General features: G+C 43.1%; 16 protein-coding genes, 1 riboswitch and 1 other annotated feature. Of the genes, 9 read left to right on the top strand and 7 right to left on the bottom strand.

Annotation, left to right across the window (positions count from 1 at the left end):
* Window positions 1–615: 615 nt before the first annotated feature.
* Window positions 616–830: a binding site (T-box leader), on the top strand.
* Between the two features lie 37 nt (window positions 831–867).
* Together argS and ACXADE_RS03885 are read left to right on the top strand one after the other, a co-directional pair.
* On the top strand, window positions 868–2,550 hold the full coding sequence (argS, locus tag ACXADE_RS03890) for an arginine--tRNA ligase (protein WP_474979200.1): 1,683 nt from the start codon (window positions 868–870) through the stop codon (window positions 2,548–2,550).
* Between the two features lie 75 nt (window positions 2,551–2,625).
* Window positions 2,626–2,856: a hypothetical protein gene (locus tag ACXADE_RS03885; RefSeq protein WP_474979199.1), complete on the top strand. Its 231-nt coding sequence runs from the start codon at window positions 2,626–2,628 to the stop codon at window positions 2,854–2,856.
* 43 nt (window positions 2,857–2,899) lie between these two features.
* Here ACXADE_RS03885 and ACXADE_RS03880 read toward each other — a convergent pair whose 3' ends face one another.
* Window positions 2,900–3,418 (bottom strand): AAA family ATPase, encoded by a 519-nt coding sequence (locus tag ACXADE_RS03880; protein ID WP_474979198.1) that lies wholly within the window; start codon window positions 3,416–3,418, stop codon window positions 2,900–2,902.
* A gap of 283 nt (window positions 3,419–3,701) precedes the next feature.
* Between ACXADE_RS03880 and ACXADE_RS03875 the strand changes: the two genes are divergently transcribed.
* Both ACXADE_RS03875 and ACXADE_RS03870 read left to right on the top strand, forming a co-directional pair.
* Window positions 3,702–4,184, top strand: coding sequence for a ribonuclease H-like YkuK family protein (locus ACXADE_RS03875; RefSeq protein WP_474982193.1), 483 nt, complete (start codon window positions 3,702–3,704; stop codon window positions 4,182–4,184).
* A gap of 13 nt (window positions 4,185–4,197) precedes the next feature.
* Complete coding sequence (locus ACXADE_RS03870; protein ID WP_474979197.1) at window positions 4,198–4,455, top strand: DUF4190 domain-containing protein; 258 nt, start codon at window positions 4,198–4,200, stop codon at window positions 4,453–4,455.
* 295 nt (window positions 4,456–4,750) lie between these two features.
* Here ACXADE_RS03870 and ACXADE_RS03865 read toward each other — a convergent pair whose 3' ends face one another.
* Together ACXADE_RS03865 and eutH are read right to left on the bottom strand one after the other, a co-directional pair.
* Complete coding sequence (locus ACXADE_RS03865) at window positions 4,751–5,404, bottom strand: peroxiredoxin-like family protein (RefSeq protein ID WP_474979196.1); 654 nt, start codon at window positions 5,402–5,404, stop codon at window positions 4,751–4,753.
* Between the two features lie 53 nt (window positions 5,405–5,457).
* Window positions 5,458–6,546: an ethanolamine utilization protein EutH gene (gene eutH, locus ACXADE_RS03860; protein WP_474979195.1), complete on the bottom strand. Its 1,089-nt coding sequence runs from the start codon at window positions 6,544–6,546 to the stop codon at window positions 5,458–5,460.
* Window positions 6,547–6,675: 129 nt separating this feature from the next.
* On the opposite strand from eutH, the gene ACXADE_RS03855 reads away from it, so the two are divergent.
* Window positions 6,676–7,080 (top strand): ion channel, encoded by a 405-nt coding sequence (locus ACXADE_RS03855; protein ID WP_474979194.1) that lies wholly within the window; start codon window positions 6,676–6,678, stop codon window positions 7,078–7,080.
* A gap of 73 nt (window positions 7,081–7,153) precedes the next feature.
* Here ACXADE_RS03855 and msrA read toward each other — a convergent pair whose 3' ends face one another.
* Both msrA and ACXADE_RS03845 read right to left on the bottom strand, forming a co-directional pair.
* The gene (gene msrA / locus ACXADE_RS03850; RefSeq protein WP_474979193.1) at window positions 7,154–7,627 is read right to left on the bottom strand and encodes a peptide-methionine (S)-S-oxide reductase MsrA; all 474 of its coding nucleotides are present in this window, start codon (window positions 7,625–7,627) and stop codon (window positions 7,154–7,156) included.
* Window positions 7,628–7,747: 120 nt separating this feature from the next.
* Window positions 7,748–7,869, bottom strand: a riboswitch (SAM riboswitch).
* A gap of 162 nt (window positions 7,870–8,031) precedes the next feature.
* Entirely contained in the window at window positions 8,032–8,724 is a 693-nt protein-coding gene (locus tag ACXADE_RS03845; RefSeq protein WP_474979192.1) for an AIM24 family protein, read from the bottom strand.
* 197 nt (window positions 8,725–8,921) lie between these two features.
* Between ACXADE_RS03845 and ACXADE_RS03840 the strand changes: the two genes are divergently transcribed.
* A complete protein-coding gene (locus ACXADE_RS03840; RefSeq protein WP_474979191.1) occupies window positions 8,922–9,410 on the top strand; it encodes a DinB family protein in 489 nt (162 codons plus the stop codon).
* Window positions 9,411–9,450: 40 nt separating this feature from the next.
* On the opposite strand, the gene ACXADE_RS03835 is transcribed toward ACXADE_RS03840, so the two are convergent.
* Entirely contained in the window at window positions 9,451–10,953 is a 1,503-nt protein-coding gene (locus ACXADE_RS03835) for a Na+/H+ antiporter NhaC family protein (protein WP_474979190.1), read from the bottom strand.
* 135 nt (window positions 10,954–11,088) lie between these two features.
* Here ACXADE_RS03835 and ACXADE_RS03830 point away from each other — a divergent pair, with 135 nt between their 5' ends.
* The 3 genes from ACXADE_RS03830 to ACXADE_RS03820 all read left to right on the top strand — a co-directional run bounded on the left by ACXADE_RS03830 (window position 11,089) and on the right by ACXADE_RS03820 (window position 16,441).
* Window positions 11,089–11,592 carry a GNAT family N-acetyltransferase gene (locus tag ACXADE_RS03830; RefSeq protein WP_474979189.1) on the top strand — a complete coding sequence of 168 codons (504 nt, stop codon included), beginning with the start codon at window positions 11,089–11,091 and terminating at the stop codon, window positions 11,590–11,592.
* Between the two features lie 389 nt (window positions 11,593–11,981).
* A complete protein-coding gene (ppc, locus tag ACXADE_RS03825; protein ID WP_474979188.1) occupies window positions 11,982–14,738 on the top strand; it encodes a phosphoenolpyruvate carboxylase in 2,757 nt (918 codons plus the stop codon).
* A gap of 416 nt (window positions 14,739–15,154) precedes the next feature.
* Window positions 15,155–16,441, top strand: coding sequence for a GntP family permease (locus ACXADE_RS03820; protein WP_474979187.1), 1,287 nt, complete (start codon window positions 15,155–15,157; stop codon window positions 16,439–16,441).
* A gap of 103 nt (window positions 16,442–16,544) precedes the next feature.
* Here ACXADE_RS03820 and ACXADE_RS03815 read toward each other — a convergent pair whose 3' ends face one another.
* The gene (locus ACXADE_RS03815) at window positions 16,545–17,321 is read right to left on the bottom strand and encodes a 3-hydroxybutyrate dehydrogenase (RefSeq protein ID WP_474979186.1); all 777 of its coding nucleotides are present in this window, start codon (window positions 17,319–17,321) and stop codon (window positions 16,545–16,547) included.
* Window positions 17,322–17,354: the final 33 nt, after the last annotated feature.

Below are 17,354 nucleotides of genomic sequence, written 5' to 3'. Positions count from 1 at the left end.
AACACTATCACAAACTGGACAAACGGAAAAAGGTAGTAAAGTATCATGTAAATAGTAAGAAAATTTCACATCATCGGAATACAAGAAACATCATATTTTTCCACAAGTCTTACAAGCACACACAAAATTTCAAAAGGTAAACATTTCCTTCGTAACCTCCCTGTAACCTTATTGTCATAGAATGATTCGATGGTCCTTCTCAAAAGATGCTTTTCAAATACTTCTTAAAACGGCATGTGTTGTACACCTCTATCCTTTCTTTTCTTATTTATCAAGTGGAGTTTCTTGTTTTTTGTAAACATGAATCCATATCTGTTTTACTTAAGAGTAATATTACACGGTAATATCCAAAGTATAGACACACCTATGTAACCGCTATCATTATCATGTGTCTTTTTACACAGGTTTCTTTGAATGGAAAGGTCCATTTTAAATATATGGAAAATAAAAGGGAGTAAAGACTCATTTCCAGGAGCGGTTTTCAAAAAATAATCTTCATCATCTGTACGAAAAATATCATTACAAATAATATCCTAGAGGAGATGAAGATTCATTAATGAAAAGAAAAGGGATTGCAAACAGGAAATCTTTCCGCTATACTCTTTTCAACCATATAAAAATTCTAGGAAAAAGAGAGTAACTGTACAGGAATAGAACAGCGACTCAGGGACGGTGGAAGCCTGAGCAGATTCCTGATAGTGAAACGGACTTTTGAGGAGCTTACCTGAAAACAGGAGTAGGGATAAGCCGGGGAATTCCCCGTTAACAACATCGAGTGGCTGGATAACAGCTATAAGAGTGGTACCACGAGCACAAACCTCGTCTCTTCTAAGAGACGGGGTTTTTTAATTTTTGGAGGTGTCCTGGATGGAAAAACAAATACTCTCGCTACAAATTTCTCATATTCTCGGGGAAAGTTACCCAAAGGAATGGGTAGAGGATAACATTGAAGTTCCTAAACGATCGGACGTCGGTGATTTAGCTTTTCCATGCTTCTCTTTGGCGAAATCGTTAAAAAAGAATCCGGCGATGATTGCAGAAGAAATCTCGAAAGGTTTAAAACATCCGCTTTTCAAAGAAGTGCAGACGGCCAGTGGATACATTAACATTTTCCTTGACCAGATGTTCGTGACTGACCATGTCCTTCAGCAGTTCTATCAAAACCCTGATACTTATGGCTCTCATTCTTTTGGAAATGGGAAAACGGTTGTGCTGGACATGTCTGCTCCGAATATCGCCAAACCTTTTTCCATGGGACACTTAAGATCCACCGTTATAGGAAATGCGCTGTCCAACCTGGCTCATAAATGCGGGTATACTCCTGTGAAAATTAACTATATCGGAGACTACGGCACCCAGTTTGGAAAACTATTAGCTGCCTACTTAAAATGGGGCCGAGAAGATGGAATTAAAGAGAACCCTATTCAGGAATTGACGCGTGTGTATGTAAAATTCCATGAGGCTTCCAAAGAAGATTCCTCCCTCATCGAAGAAGGAAGAGAATGGTTTAAGAAACTGGAAAACAACGATGAACAAGCTCTTTCTTTATGGGAATGGTTCAAAGAAGTTTCTTTAGAAGAATTCGAAAAAATCTATCACCTGCTCGGGATCTCATTCCACTTAACCCAGGGGGAAGCCTATTATAATAATAAAATGGATACAACCCTTCAAATGCTGCAACAAAAAGGATTGTTGGAAGAATCACAAGGTGCTCAGGTTGTACGATTGGATCAAGAAGAACTCCCACCATGCCTCATTCAAAAAAGCAATGGAACAACAATTTATGCGACAAGAGATTTAACAGCCGCTATTGACCGATGGAACACGCACGGGTTCGATGAGTTGCTGTATGTAGTCGGTAGTGAGCAGACGCTCCATTTTCAACAGATCAAACATGTACTTAAAAAAGCCGGGTATTCCTGGGCGGACCAATTGAAGCATATCTCTTTTGGTATGATGCTTCAAGACGGCAAAAAAATGTCCACCCGCCAAGGAAAAACCGTCTTACTGGAACAGGCCCTTGAAGAAGGTATTACTCAGGCCCTTAAAAATATCAAGGAAAAAAATCCAAATCTAAAGAATGCAAAAGAGGTCGCCGAACAAGTAGGCGTGGGGGCAGTCATCTTCCATGACCTGAAACATGACCGTCGACACGATGTAGAGTTCTCATTGGAAGATATGCTGACCTTTGAAGGGAATACAGCTCCTTATCTGCAATATACTTACGCAAGAACGCTATCACTGCTTGAAAAAGGGAAATTTAACCCGATCAATTACCAAACAAAAATCCATAAAGCATCCACCTGGTCATTGATAAAAACCATCCAACTTTATCCGGAGGTGATTAAAAAATCTTATAAAGAGTATGATCCTTCCATACTTGCTAAACACTTGTTGGAAACCGCCCGTCATTTTAATAAATGCTACGCCCAAACAAAAATAATTGGCAGTGAAGAAGAACAACCCCTTCTTTCTTTAATTTATATGGTCAATTATCAATTGAAAGAAGGACTGGCCCTGCTTGGCATCCAAGCCCCGGAGAATATGTGATCAACAAACAGAGTTTCGCACATTTCCGTTTCTTCTATTATAATAGAGGTAACAAATGGGAGAGGAGCACATCCAATGTATCCGATCTACTATGGCCTGATCGCCATCGTCTCCATTGCAGCTCTAATCGGGACACTCGTCATTGCTAAGAATGTAAATAAAGCGGAGAATAAAACATCTCCTGAAGACGATGCCGTCCAATTAAAAAATGCAGGAAGCGACACGGGAAGCATCCCATTGCTTACGACTATTTACGCCATCACATTTGTCCTAACCGCTATCTTGTTTTGGATATTTATCTTCTAGCTCAATGTTTCAAGGAGAAGAGGCCGTGCCTCTTCTCCTTTCATTAAGAAGAAACGATTACGACATCCGCTCGCCCCTCCGGATCGACCATGGTTAAGTAGTAATCTTCAGCTTTCCAATAGCGCTCCTTAAACTTATCGACTTTTTTTCTTGTTTCCGGTTCTTCCCTTAAATATCTTTCCTCCCTCGAACATTTCAAATAGATCATTCTATTAAAATATCCTCGCCATTCCTCCCGTTGAAGAAATACTCCTTCGAGAATGACCAGCTTTTTTTCTTTTTCCAAGTCTTTGAACAGCTTCTCCTTTAACACTGCCACATCCCATTGAAGGAAATAATACTCGTACCAGGGTTCATATCCGGTGTTGTACCGCTTATTGGCTTCCACAATATAGTCATCGATGTGATAAACCACCACTGGAATCGACCTGTTCTTAAGTTCTCCTTCCAATGCTTTCGTGACCGTCGTTTTACCCGAACGGCTGAGGCCATCAATCCCTAAAATGAAGGTTTCTCCTTCCCTTAGGCAAGGAAGTTGCTGCAGCATTTCATTTACATCCATAAACATCCCCCTCCCCCATTCTAACGATCATTTCAAGAAATGAATGAACAAAAAAAGCTGCAGATAGGGAAATCCTCCTCTCCTTTTCGATTGAACACATAATTTTTTCATCCTATACACATACTCTCGATAAATTCATGTTATCTTTCGAGTAGGTCTATGAATATCTTAATAACAGAATGGTCACTAGCTCATTGACGTACAATCCCTTTCTTTCGAAAAATTAAAGGAGTTGGCTACTGTGAACCCATCCCATAATTTTCAAAACCTTACCCATAAAAAGATGAAATTCGAAGATGTGTTTTCCCACATTATTACCTTCATGAAGCACGACCCACTCGGAAATTACAAACTCATGATGGGGACGGATTCTCAAGTGCATCCCTCCCACACCCTTTTCATTACCGGCATCGTCATCCAGCGTGTAGGAAAAGGCGCATGGGCATGCTTTCGCAAAGAAATCGTCCACCGGCAAATGACGACTTTACATGAACGGATTTCCTATGAAACCTCCCTTACAGAACAAGTAGCCACTCTCTTTTCGGAAGAAAAAAAGAATGCTCTCATCGAGGTAGTCCTCCCTCACATCTACAAAGGAGCGACGTTTACAATTGAGGGCCATATCGATATCGGAAGTGGAGACCGAAACAGGACAAGAGTCTACGTCAATGAAATGATGGCAAGGATTGAGTCGCTTGGTATGGAACCGAAAATCAAGCCGGACTCGATTGTAGCCAGCAGCTATGCGAACCGCTATACAAAATAGGAGGGGATCTCCGGTGTACCAAAAGGCCGTTACATCCTGCGTTTTAGGCATTATCTCCCTCTTCCTGCCATTCATAGGTATGATTCTTGGGTGGACCGGGATTGTTTTCGCTAATCAGGCTCTCCGGGAGCTTTCCACTGATGAGCCAGGCTTCCGTTTCGCTTTAGGAGGCAAAGTGTGCAGCATCCTAGGGCTCTGCCTGCAATGCGGTCTCATTATTTTCATCCTTGCTGCTTATTTTTTCTTTAAGAACGTCAGTCTTTTTATGTAATCCCAGCCACCCCTGGCACCCAACACGATAACGAACCCCGAACCATCTCGAAACGGAGTCTTCAAGAATCCTTCCATTTAGCGAAAGGATCCGTTTCGATATAATAATCCAACAAGATTCAATGGTTACATCGTGAAAGTAGATCATCTAAAGGTTTCGGCACTTGGAAATAAATACCTTTTTCGCCATCCTATCATTCATTGTCACTTCCATCCGTTGCTGCAAATATCAACACTGAACTTTAACAGAGCCTAAAAAATAAAGCGTCCTCTCTTGTAGAGGACGCTTTTGCTGTTTACTTGTTCAACTTCTTCAATTCATCCAGAACATCTGATGGTTCTGCACGATCTTTATAATCCGATTTCGTATATTCATAGGCAATCGTTCCGTCTTTATCGATAATATAAGTAGAAGAGACAGGCAGTGTCCACGTCTCATCCCCGTTATGTTGATCTACATTCAAACCTTTCTCTTTGTAGACCTCCGCAAGATACTCCGGCAGCTGGTAAACAAGATTATATTGGTTCGCCACTTCATTCCCCACATCACTTAATACATGGAAATTCAGTTCATTTTTCTCCTGAGTACTCAATGAATGGTCCGGAGTCTGCGGGCTGATGGCAATCAATTCCGCTCCCTCTCCATGAATCTCATCAAGAATTTCCTGATAGGCCCTCAATTCCATATTACAGTAAGGGCACCATCCTCCACGATAGAAAGTCAGGATAACCGGGCCGTTTTTCAACTGCTCATTCAACTCAACAGTCTCGCCTTTGGCGTCTGGAAGATTGAAATTAGGGGCTTTTTCACCTGCAGGCAGACCTTTGCCCTCATCGGAAGATTCCAGTTCATCAATGGCTTTCTTCATTTTATCCTGTGTTTCTTGAGGAGCCGATTTCTTGAATTTCTCAATATACTCATCATACTGCTGTTTCATTTGCGATTTCATGAAAAAACTCCTTTTTTGTGGATTCAGTCCTTATTATAAAGCGTGTGGGTTTGTTAGGAAACTGATTTGCTTTCCCTCGTCATCCATAGAGCCAGAATGACTGCGAGTAATCCTGCTGATAACTTTCCTGCTAATACTGGAAAGATCATCCCTTTTTCAACACTCGCTACAAATGCAAAATGACTGCCAATAACGAACGCCCCACTGACAGCAAAAGCAGCATTGACCGTTTTTCCTCGATCATCCATATCTTTCATCGTTGCAAGCATCGGTAAATGGTGAGCCGTGGAGGCAATCAACCCTGTGAGAGAAGTAGCATTCATCCCAAATTTCTTCCCAAGCTTACCAATGACCTTCTCCCCCTTGCGATTAATAAATGCGACAAGAGGATAAGCCCCGGCTAAAGTGACCGTAATTCTACCTACAATGATCATCCCTTCCGATAACGGAGCCATACCTTGGAGGAGAACAATATCTGTAAGTGTTTCAATAATGATAAGAACAAGGCCTGTGATGATTATTATTTCAATCGTTTTTCCAAAATAAGAAAATAAACGAATGGTCACATCTGTAAACAACCATAATCCGGCACCAATGCCTATAGAAAGTAAAAGAGCAGGAGTCAGGTTACGAAGCATCCACCCTGCTTCATAACCAGCCAGTCCACCTCCGATAAAGCATCCGATTGGAACAGTGACCAGACCAGCTAAGATTCCTTTGGAAAAGAATGGGCGGTCTTCTTTTTTTACAATCGTCAAGGCTACAGGAATGGTGAAAACGAGCGTAGGCCCCATCATAGTCCCGAGAAGTGCCCACGAAAACGTAGCTGCCTCCTTTTCTATAGCGAGAGACTCTGCTAACGGATAGGCCCCCATATCAATAGCCAGCATCATGGATGCAAACATTGCAGGATCTGCCCCGAGCCATAAAAATACGGGACGGATGACAGGGGCAAGCCATTGTGAGAGCACCGGGGCTAAAGAAATAATCCCGACCATTGACAGAGCGAGCGGACCCATCATCATAAAGGCTTCATAAAACCGCCATCCGAGAGAAAGCTTATGATTCAGGACATAATAATCAAGCGCTCCAAGCACCATGAACAAACACATGATGATAAGAATCGCATCATTCATCCACATACAGTCATCCCCTTCCTTATGTCATCCATGTTTATAATAACTTGCCATTCGGGTAGTTGTTTCTGCATAACGTCCGTTTCTCCTCGGCAACGGACAGCTAACTCATCTCAGGAGAAGGGAGGAAACGAAATGGTACAAGCCTTATTCATCGTGACCATCATTTTCATCGCAGCCAACCTGGTTTATTTTTTCACAAACAAACATTATAAGAAAAGCTATTTCAGCACAGCCCTTTTCTTTCAATTATTCTTTGTCCTTACAGGTGTATTGATCGGATTTGCGATCATCTATTACGTACTTTCCACGAATGGAGTCATCCTTGTTACCAGTTTATCATCACGAGATGCTGTAGACCCTTCCTTTTTGGATTTGGTTTATTTTAGTGGTGAAACATTATTAAGCGTAGGTTATGGAGATATGCTGCCCGTCGGGATCACACGCTTCTTTGCCTTGCTTGAGTCCGGGATCGGCATCCTTCTTCCAACTGCGTACTTTCTTAAAGCAATGGATGGATCCCGGCATCATAAAGAATGAAAAAGCAACGAAACTTCAGGACCAACTTTGGTTATCATCCATAAAAAAAGGACCCTTCTAGGGTCCTTTCGCTTTATCCGATGGAGCATGCCGCTGAGCCATGCTTTTGCAGATATTTCTGATGATGTTCTTCTGCTTCGTAAAAAGTCGTTGCCTGTTCAACTTCGGTAACGATTGGGCGTTTAAAGATTCCTTTTTCTTCCCATTCCTTAATTTTTTCGTCAGCAATGTAGCGTTGACTTGCATCGGAATAAAAAATGACAGAACGGTATTGATGCCCGACATCAATTCCCTGCTTGTTCCGGGAGGTAGGATCGTGAGCTTCAAAGAATATATTCACAAGTTCTGCATATGTGATGACCGTTGGATCATACTCCACTTTAACGGACTCAGCATGTCCGCTTTCCCCTGCTTTCACTTGTTCATAGGTCGGATTCTCCAAATGGCCGCCGATATAACCGACTTTCGTTTGAGTAACTCCTTCGAATTTTTCAAAGAATGCTTCTACTCCCCAGAAACATCCTGCACCAAAAATAGCTGTTGCCATATAACATCTTTCCTTTCCCTTAACGCAACTTCTATCGAGAGCCTTGACGGGCGTGTTGTTCCACAAAAAGACCCCTTTTCTTATCCAGTAAGAAAAGGGGTCGCTAATATCCGCACGATCCTCTCATCTCTTAGAATGGTCATCCATTCTACAGGAATTGGCACCGTTCTCGTCAATCCTTGGATTGATTCGATGGTTGCCGGGCATCAAAGGGCCAGTCCCTCCGCCTCTCTGGATAAGAAGTTTCCGTTATTTATTTTTGTTAGTACCCATAGTACTACGTTTGTGTAAAGAAGTAAAGGATAACAGACTGAAAAATTAATTTCGATGGGCTTCAAGTTCTCTCTTGTATTTATTGTATTCAAAGGATAACACGCACATGCCTGTCTGTAAAAAATTCAGCTTCAGCTTTGGCCCGTCGTATATACTTCTTCGAAAGGCTGGACGATGACGAACCCATCCCCCTCGAACTGCATTTGGATCGACTCTCCGCTTCCCCGTCCGATCAACGTCTTGAAGCTGATGTCTGTTTTGAAATTCGGCTCCAAGTGACCTGACCATGCCACCGTAGCATGTGGATCTGTGATCACCGGTTCACCCGGGCGTACCAAAAGCGTCAGCGGTTCATAATGGGAAGTAACTGCAACCCGGCCGCTTCCGCTCAGCGTCACATTAAATAACCCTCCGGAAACCATACCGGCTACCTTTTTCATCAGTTTAATATCCCAGTCAATGCTCGGTTCGAAGGCCAGCAGATCATTGCCATTAACGGTAAGCGTCTCATTGTCCAAGTCAAAGATGGTTATTTTCTTTCCCTGATCGGCAAGGTACAAACGCCCCCTCCCTGTCGCCTTCATTAAGGAACTACCTTCTCCTGTCATCGCTTTTTTGAACAATTTCCCAACCCCATGTTCAAGAATACCTTCTCTCTCAAACTTAATGTTTCCATTATAGGATATCATCGCACCCGCCTTGGCCCAGACTTGATCAAGAAGATTCACTTCCAGAATTCTCGGCGTCTCCAACTCAAAATAATCATTCTCCGATTCATCCTGCTTCGTTTTCCGAATAAACTCTTCAATGGAATATTCACTCATACCTTTGCCCCCTCCAAATTGTCTAGTCGTATAATGGAAATATATGTATGACCTGGTCATACAATAAATCCCTTCTTCACATAATGTATATACGATGGAGTCGGGGAAAGGTTTCATTATGTGGAGGGCTCGGGAAAGATTCATTGATAGTAGTTGTGATAAACTCGAGGTAACTTCACTTGAAAGGGAGAATTTGTATGTATGGCTTAGAAGACAAAAGAGAGGAACTCCTGAATTTCGTTGAACAAGTTTCTACACAGGAAGCTGACGTCAAGCCGGAAGAAAACCGTTGGTCCATTCTAGAAGTTTTAGAACATCTTTACTTGATGGAACAACTGATTGTTTATCAAATTAATCAAGCCCTTAAACAAGGAGACACTCAACAGGCGACCGAAAAACCAATCCATAAGACGACCAACCGTGATTACAAAGTGGAAGCTCCAGAGGCCGTCCAGCCAAAAGGAGAATTCCAATCCCTAGAAGATGCCAAGGAAGGTTTGAAAAAGTCCCGTGAAGCTACTTGGTTCCTCATCCATAATAAAGATGAAGAAACTTTAAAAAACAGAGTCTTTCCACATCCCTCTTTCGGAGATATGAACTTAGTCCAATGGGTGGAATTTATCGGCTGGCACGAACTGCGCCACCTGGACCAAATGAAGGAAATCAAAGCACATATACATGCATAAATCAAAAGCCTCCTGAGTCATCACTCAGGAGGCTCCTTTATTATTCTTGTTTTTCAAAATCCTCCGGCTTTACTTCTTCACCATTCTTTCCAGTATAACGAAGTCCCCAGCCAGTCCATGCGGCAATAAACATGACGATTAACAATAGCCATCCTTGAAATACAAATGGAAAGACTTCTCCCGGCCCGACGACAGGCAGGAAATCGTATTGATCGGCTGCTCCCTGGACGGTTGCCCATGCGAGCAGTACACCACCACTCCATGGAAAAATATATCCCAGCGAAGAAGTAACTGTATCCAGAAAGTTAGCTCTTCTGTAAGGATGGATGTTCATTTCTCTACCAAGCTTACGGACAAACGGAGCAGCTGCTATTTCAGCAGCCGTATTGATTGTAATGAATACATTCAAGAAAGCCACTATTCCGAAAATTGAAAGTTCAGCTCTGCGCACAACATTGTTGATCAACTTCAGGAAGAAGTTCTTGATCACATCCATCGTGCCGGCAACATCCAATAGATAGGCGGCTGCCAAAATGAACAAGATGAGGATAGCCATGTTAAAGTAACCACTGATCCCATCGATCAATGCGCCCTCAACTACCGCTTCACCAGCATCATTCTTATGAATATGCAGGACCTCTGTCAACGATTTCCCGGATAAGAGAATAAACACTCCTGCTGCCAGGATTCCGTATGAAAGAGAGGTTAAAAGATGATGACCGCTCAAAGCTAAGTATAAAACCAAAGCAAACGGAGCGAGCATAAGTAATCCTTCCGGTGAGACTTCATTCTGTAATTGATTGACGACCTGCTGACTTCCCATTTCTCCGCCACCACCGAAAATCACGAATAAAATAAGAGCTGGAATAGCAGCAGTGATGGAATATTTGAAACGTGAACGTACCACACCTGGTACATCCGCATCCTGGGTCGTGGCAGAGACAATCGTCGTGTCCGATACAGGAGCTAAGTTATCCCCAAACACGGCACCACTTAAAATTGCTGCAAGAAGGATGACTGGATCTGCTCCCAGGATAACCCCTGCAGGATACATGAGCACACCAAAGGTCGCCACTGTACCATAACCTGTACCAACAGCTGTGGAAAATAACCCAGCCAACAGGAAGGTGATTCCTACAAAAGCTCCTCCCTCTAGTCCGGATTGGAAACCGAACCAAATGAGACCATCCACTAATCCACCAGCTGATAACATGTTGGCAAACATCCCTGCCCAAAACCAGGCGATAATGGCGACCACCCCGACAGGCTGAGCCATTCCTGAAATTAAACTTTGGGCATAATCTGACCATTTGGATTTACATAAAAACAGTCCAATAGCAATCCCGATCACCATGCCGAGGACGAGCGCTTGCTCAGTCACAAGGCCTGTGACACTCAAGACAATGGCCCAGATAATGAAGAATACTAAAGGTACAGTTGCTGTGAAGACGCCACCGCGGAACTCCAACCTTCGTATGTCTTTTTCTCCTAAGGCTTCATCTACAATTTGTTCTTTTTCTTTTTCTTTGTCTTTATCCGGCACAAAATTCCCTCCTCTATCAACGTTAACTGTACAATAGTTTATCATTACATGTGTATAGATGTAATGTCACGATTTTTTTCCCAATTTTTCAAAAATGATAGATCCTCAAAAAAAGAAGTAAAAAGGAGTGCACATATGCTGCAATTCATTCCCTTTCAAGAAAAAGACTTTCAAGTAGTAATCGACTGTATCCAATCCCCAAGGTTTCTTCTTCAGTGGGGCGGCCCGATGTTTCATTACCCATTAACACATCAACAACTTCTGGAGTACAAAAAGGCCCCGGATCGAAAGGCTTTCCAAGTTTATGATGCCAATGAGGGAAGGGTGATTGGACATATTTCAATTGGTCGCATCGATCTTCACAAAAACCAAGGGAGAATCGGAAAAGTGCTCGTATTTCCTCAGTTTAGAAAAAAAGGATATGGAATCAAAATGATGGAGGCCTTCTCCACCTACGCTTTCCAAACTCTGGGCCTTGAAAGATTAACCTTAGGCGTTTTCGATTTTAATACAAAAGCGATTCATTGTTATAAAAAAGCAGGATTCACCATTGATCGTCATTTGAAAAACCACCGCTCGTTCGGAAACGAAAAATGGAACCTGTATGAAATGAGTCTCGAAAAACTGACCCCACTATAAAGGGAGGCCACTCATGGTCCTCCCTTTACTTTTTCATTCCCATCCAAATTCTATACTCCACCCCAATAAAACACCTCCCACCCAAATTGGAAATAACTGGGTGGCCAGGTCATACAAATTATTCCAAAACACAACACCTAAGATTTACATTTTGTATTTTAGGATGAAAAAATTTAAAATAGAAAAAGTATGTTTATGCATGGTTATAAGTTAACGCTTACATTCACTGTCAGCTTTAGTTTCTCTGAACATTGACTCAAGTAAAAACAGGGCAACCATAGATGATAACACGGTTCGAAGTGTTTGACTATGCAAATTATTCTGATAACATTATGAAACACATAGGCAAACGAAATTTTACTTAAATGATCTAACAGGAAGGTGAAAGTATGACTACTGTCAAAAACACAAACGATCATACAACTCCCTTACGAAGGGATATTCATGCATTAGGAAAAATGCTTGGTGACATTCTCGTCCACCACGGCGGAGAGGAACTACTGAACAAAGTAGAAACCATCCGACAACTGACGAAAGACCTGAGGAATAACCCAGACCCCTCAACATACAACCAACTGAAGAAAGAGATTCAAAACCTCGAACCACCGATGCGCTCCCAAGTCATCCGCGCATTCTCAATTTATTTCCACCTCGTAAACATCGCTGAACAAAATCACCGCATCCGCAGACGCCGTGAATACCAGCTGCGCGAAGACCACGGGGCTCAGCCGTTCTCTCTTGAGAGTGCTGTACAGAATTTGAAAAACAATGAGTTTTCAAAAGATGCTATCCAAGAAGTTTTAAATAAACTCTCTCTGGAATTGATTATTACCGCACACCCAACAGAAGCAACGAAGCGGACCGTCCTGGAAATCCAGAAGAGAATTGCGACAATTCTTAAGAAGCTGGACCATCCTCAATTAACGAAAAGCGAACGCAAAAGCCTGCAGGACAGCCTGCAGAATGAAGTAACGGTTCTATGGCAGACCGATGAATTGCGTGAACGAAAACCGACGGTCATGGATGAAGTGCGGAACGGCCTTTATTACTTTGATGAAACATTGTTTGATGTGCTTCCGGATATCCATCAGGAGTTAGAAGCAAGATTGGAAGATCATTATCCTGATGAAAAATGGAACGTGCCCAACTTCCTGCGCTTTGGTTCATGGATTGGTGGTGACCGTGACGGAAACCCAAATGTAACCCCTGACATTACGTGGGAAACCCTTCAAAAACAGCGGAAACTCGTCCTTAAGAAATATGATGAAGTCCTTGTTGAATTAATGAAGCGTTTCAGCCATTCTTCTTCACAGGTTACCGTGACGGATGAATTGAAAAATGCGATCGAAAAAGAAGAACCTATGCTCCCTAAAGGGAAAAAATGGCGTGTGGATCGTGAAATTTACCGTCGTAAATTTGCCATCATTCTCGAACGACTCCGTAATGTCGGACAATCGGAGATCGGTTATGACTATGCGGACGAGCTTCTGGAAGACCTTCGTCAAATTCGAGATAGTGCACAGACCCACCAGCCGAACAAACAAGAGTTGAAAAAGCTGCGTAAACTGATCCGCCAAGTTGAACTCTTCGGATTCCATCTCGCTACGTTGGATATCCGGAATCACAGCGGAGAACATGAATCAGCCATTACAGAACTGTTGCAAAAAGTCGGGATTGTCGAGGATTACTCTTCCCTTGCAGAGAAAGAAAAGATGAATGTACTGCAGGATGTATTGGAGGACCCTCGTCCCATTTCCCTGCTGAACGAAGACTATTCCGAATCCACACAAAAGATGCTGAATGTCTTTCAGATGATCCGCCAGGCTCATAAAGAGTTCGGTGATCGCTCCATCGAAGTTTATTTGATCAGCATGACTGAATCTGCAAGTGACCTTCTGGAAGTTCTCGTCCTCGCAAAAGAAGCGGGAATTTATCGTCTGCATGCAGATGGAACTGTGGAAAGCCATTTGAATGTAGCCCCACTTCTTGAGACGGTGGATGACCTTGTGGCCGGTCCTGATATTTTGAAAACTCTATTCGAAATGGATGTATACAGCAAACATTTAGAAAAACATGGAAACCACCAGGAAATCATGCTTGGTTATTCTGATGGAAGTAAAGATGGCGGGACATTGACAGCCAATTGGAGACTGTACAAAGCTCAGCAGGAAATCCATGATATGGCGCATGAATACAATGTAGGCTTGAAGTTCTTCCATGGACGTGGAGGTTCCCTCGGTCGTGGGGGTGGTCCGCTAAACCGCAGCCTGCTTTCCCAGCCGGTGGAAACGCTTGGTGAAGGGGTGAAAATTACAGAACAAGGTGAGGTCCTCTCTTCCCGTTACCTGCTTAGAGATATTGCTTACCGAAGCCTTGAACAGGGAGCGTCTACCCTTCTGGAAGGTGCTATGAACATTTCCAAGGAATCAGAACAGGGGCACCACCGTGAACAAGTGTGGGAACAAGCTCTTGAGGAAATTTCTGATGTGTCCTTGAAAAAGTACCAATCCCTCGTGTTCGGTGATTCAGACTTCCTGACTTACTTCAATGAAGCCACACCATTACAGGAAATCAGTGAGTTGAACATCGGTTCTCGTCCAATGAAACGGAAAGACAGCTCCAAATTTGAAAACTTGAGAGCTATTCCATGGGTATTTGCCTGGACTCAAAACCGACAGCTCATTCCGGCATGGTACGCTTCAGGCACAGGACTTGCAAGTTACATCGAAAAAGATGCAGGTAACCTTGCTGTGCTTCAACAGATGTATGAAAACTGGCCGTTCTTCCGTTCCGTTGTCAACAACCTACAAATGGCTCTGACAAAAGCGGATATCCAAACGGCAAAAGAGTATAAAGCACTTGTCAACGATCAAGAACTCGGAGAACGTATCTTCCAAAATATTGTGGATGAATACGACCGAACGAAGGACATCCTTCTGCAGATCACAGGAGATGCAGAACTTCTTGATCACCAGCCGACGATCAAGGAATCGGTAAGGCTGCGTAATCCTTATGTGGATCCATTGAATTTCCTACAAGTGGAGCTGATTAAAGAACTACGTCAAGTGGACGACCATGAAGATACCTTGACAGAAGTTCTTCTTACCATCAGTGGAATCGCAGCCGGCCTTCGTAATACAGGCTGATCACGATACATGAACCCGGGCATAACCTTCCAAGGTTATGCCCGGTTTTTTTCATTTAAAGTGTCCGTTAAACGATGAGTCATCATTTAACCTTTCGCTTTTCGCCTTCCTTATTTCTCCTCCGCTTAGTCCATACGCTAAACAAGGCACCCTTACAATAAAAAACTGGCCCACCATTTCCAACCTGTAGAATTAATGAGAGTGCGGATATTTAATTCTTTCAACAGATGCATTCCGAAAAGCCCCATGCAGAAGAAAACCTCCCTAGACAAGCTACTTCAGCATGATGAATGTTTTTCACCTATTCCATAAAGCACTTTGGACATGCTTCAAAATGTGTTCCAATGGATTTCCCTCATGTATTTTTAAGTTTTGGACAAAGTAAAACTGATATTAAATAAAGTGAGGGATTCATCATGATCAGTATCCTTATTGGACTTGTACTACTTATGCTGTTGGCTTATCTTGGATGGTCCATCATCTGGATTGCGCCGCTCGTATCTGGTATCGTTGCGATTTTAAGTGGGATGGATATTCTTCCTGCCTATACAGATACTTACATGCAGGGCTTTGTCGATTTTGCCAAAGATTACTTTCCGATTTTTCTCTTCGGGGCGATTTTTGGAAAGTTGATGGAAGACACAGGTGCCGCTCAATCGGTAGCCCATAAAATCTCAAGTGTAATCGGTAAAAAACGAGCGGTTCTTGGTATGCTTTTGTCGGCAGCGATTCTCACGTATGGAGGTGTCAGCCTCTTCGTGGTGGTTTTTGCCGTTTATCCTTTAGCGGTTGCTATGTTCCGTGAGGCAAATGTCTCTAGAAAATTGATCCCATCAACTTTCGTATTAGGGGCCTTCACTTTCACAATGACTGCACTTCCTGGAACTCCGCAAATCCAGAACATCATTCCGATCAACACGTTCAAAACCGACACGATGGCTGCTCCCATCCTCGGAATCGTTGCCGGATTGATCATGGCGGTCGGCGGTTACTTCTACCTGAAATTCCGTGAAAGACAGTTGACTTCAAAAGATGAGAAGTTCACTGAGCCTGAAGGAGATAACCAGGTGAAAAGTGTGAACGCAGAAGAACTTCCGAACTGGATACTTTCGACTATACCTCTTGTTGCTGTCGTTCTAACGTTGAATGTTTTTGACATCAGTATATTAGCAGCCTTGCTCATCGGGATTCTGTTAATTATGATCTTCAATTGGCAAGATTATAAAGATTTCATTAAAGCCATTAATGGTGGTGCTTCCGGGTCAGTTATGGCTACCATCAATACAAGTGCCGCCGTAGGTTTTGGTACAGTAGTGACAGCCTCGCCCGGTTTTGATTCAGTCAAAGAAATCATCTTCAGTATTCCCCTGAGTCCATTCTTTTCCGAGGCTTTCGCTGTCAGTCTGCTGGCGATGATTACAGGATCCGCTTCCGGTGGTATGGGGATTGCTCTTGAAGCTCTCGGCCAGGAATACTACAACATTGCCGTCAACCAAGGAATGAGCCTTGAAGCCTTTCACCGGATCACTTCGGTAGCATCAGGAGCATCCATCCTTCCTCATAATGGAGCGTTACTGACCTTGTTCACGGTTACCGGATTGACCCACAAAGACTCTTACAAAGACGTGTTTGTCGTCGGTCTTCTAATTCCGATGGTTGCAACAGTTGCCATCATTTTACTGGCCATGATGGGCATCAACTAAATGTAAAAAAGCTTCCCTCTTCAACGTGAGGGGAGCTTTTTACGTAATATCAACGGTTAAATTAAAAAACACGTCCTTACCCGAGGGGACGTGTTTCTCACCGTTATTGAACCGTATATCCGCCATCAATGACAGCCGCTTGACCGGTGATGCTCTTCGCTTTATCACTGACTAAGTAGATGGAATAATCGGCAATTTCCTGTACCTGAAGCAACCGTTTTTGAGGAACCAGGGGATAAATGACCTCTTCCAGTGCCTTTTCCTTATCGATGTTTCTCGTTTTCGCAAGGTCTTCCAACTGATTTTGGACGAGCGGGGTATCCACATAGCCCGGACAAATAGCATTGACTGTGATCCCATGATCTGCCCCTTCGAGCGCTGTAACTTTCGTTAACCCAATGACACCATGCTTGGCGCTGTTGTATCCTGCTTTACCTGCAAATCCGATGAGCCCATTGATGGAAGCCATATTCAAAATACGTCCATACCCTTGTTCTTTCATATGAGGGAAGGCATATTTCGTACCGTAAAATGGCCCTTTCAGCATAATGTCCAAAATCAATTCGAATTTTTCACTTGGAAACTCTTCCACAGGTGCGACATGCTGGATACCTGCATTGTTGACGAGAATATCGATTTTACCGAACTTCCGAACCGTTTCTTCAATCGCATTTTTTACATCTTCTTCTTTCGCAACGTTCGCAACGACTCCCTCAACGGTATGCCCCTCTGATCGCAGCTGCTCGACTGATTGATTGAGGGTCTCTTCATTAATATCATTGAGCATTACTTTAGCGCCTGCTTTTGCGAATTCTGTGGCGATTTCAAGTCCGATACCCTGCCCGGAACCAGTGATTAAAGCTGATCTTCCTTCAAGCATGGAAACTCCTCCTTTATATATGCACTCTCCCCT

This window comes from Halobacillus sp. ABR2_026 (assembly GCF_056158545.1).
Note: the sequence above shows the minus strand (reverse complement) of the source record. Positions and strands in the feature narration are given on the sequence as shown.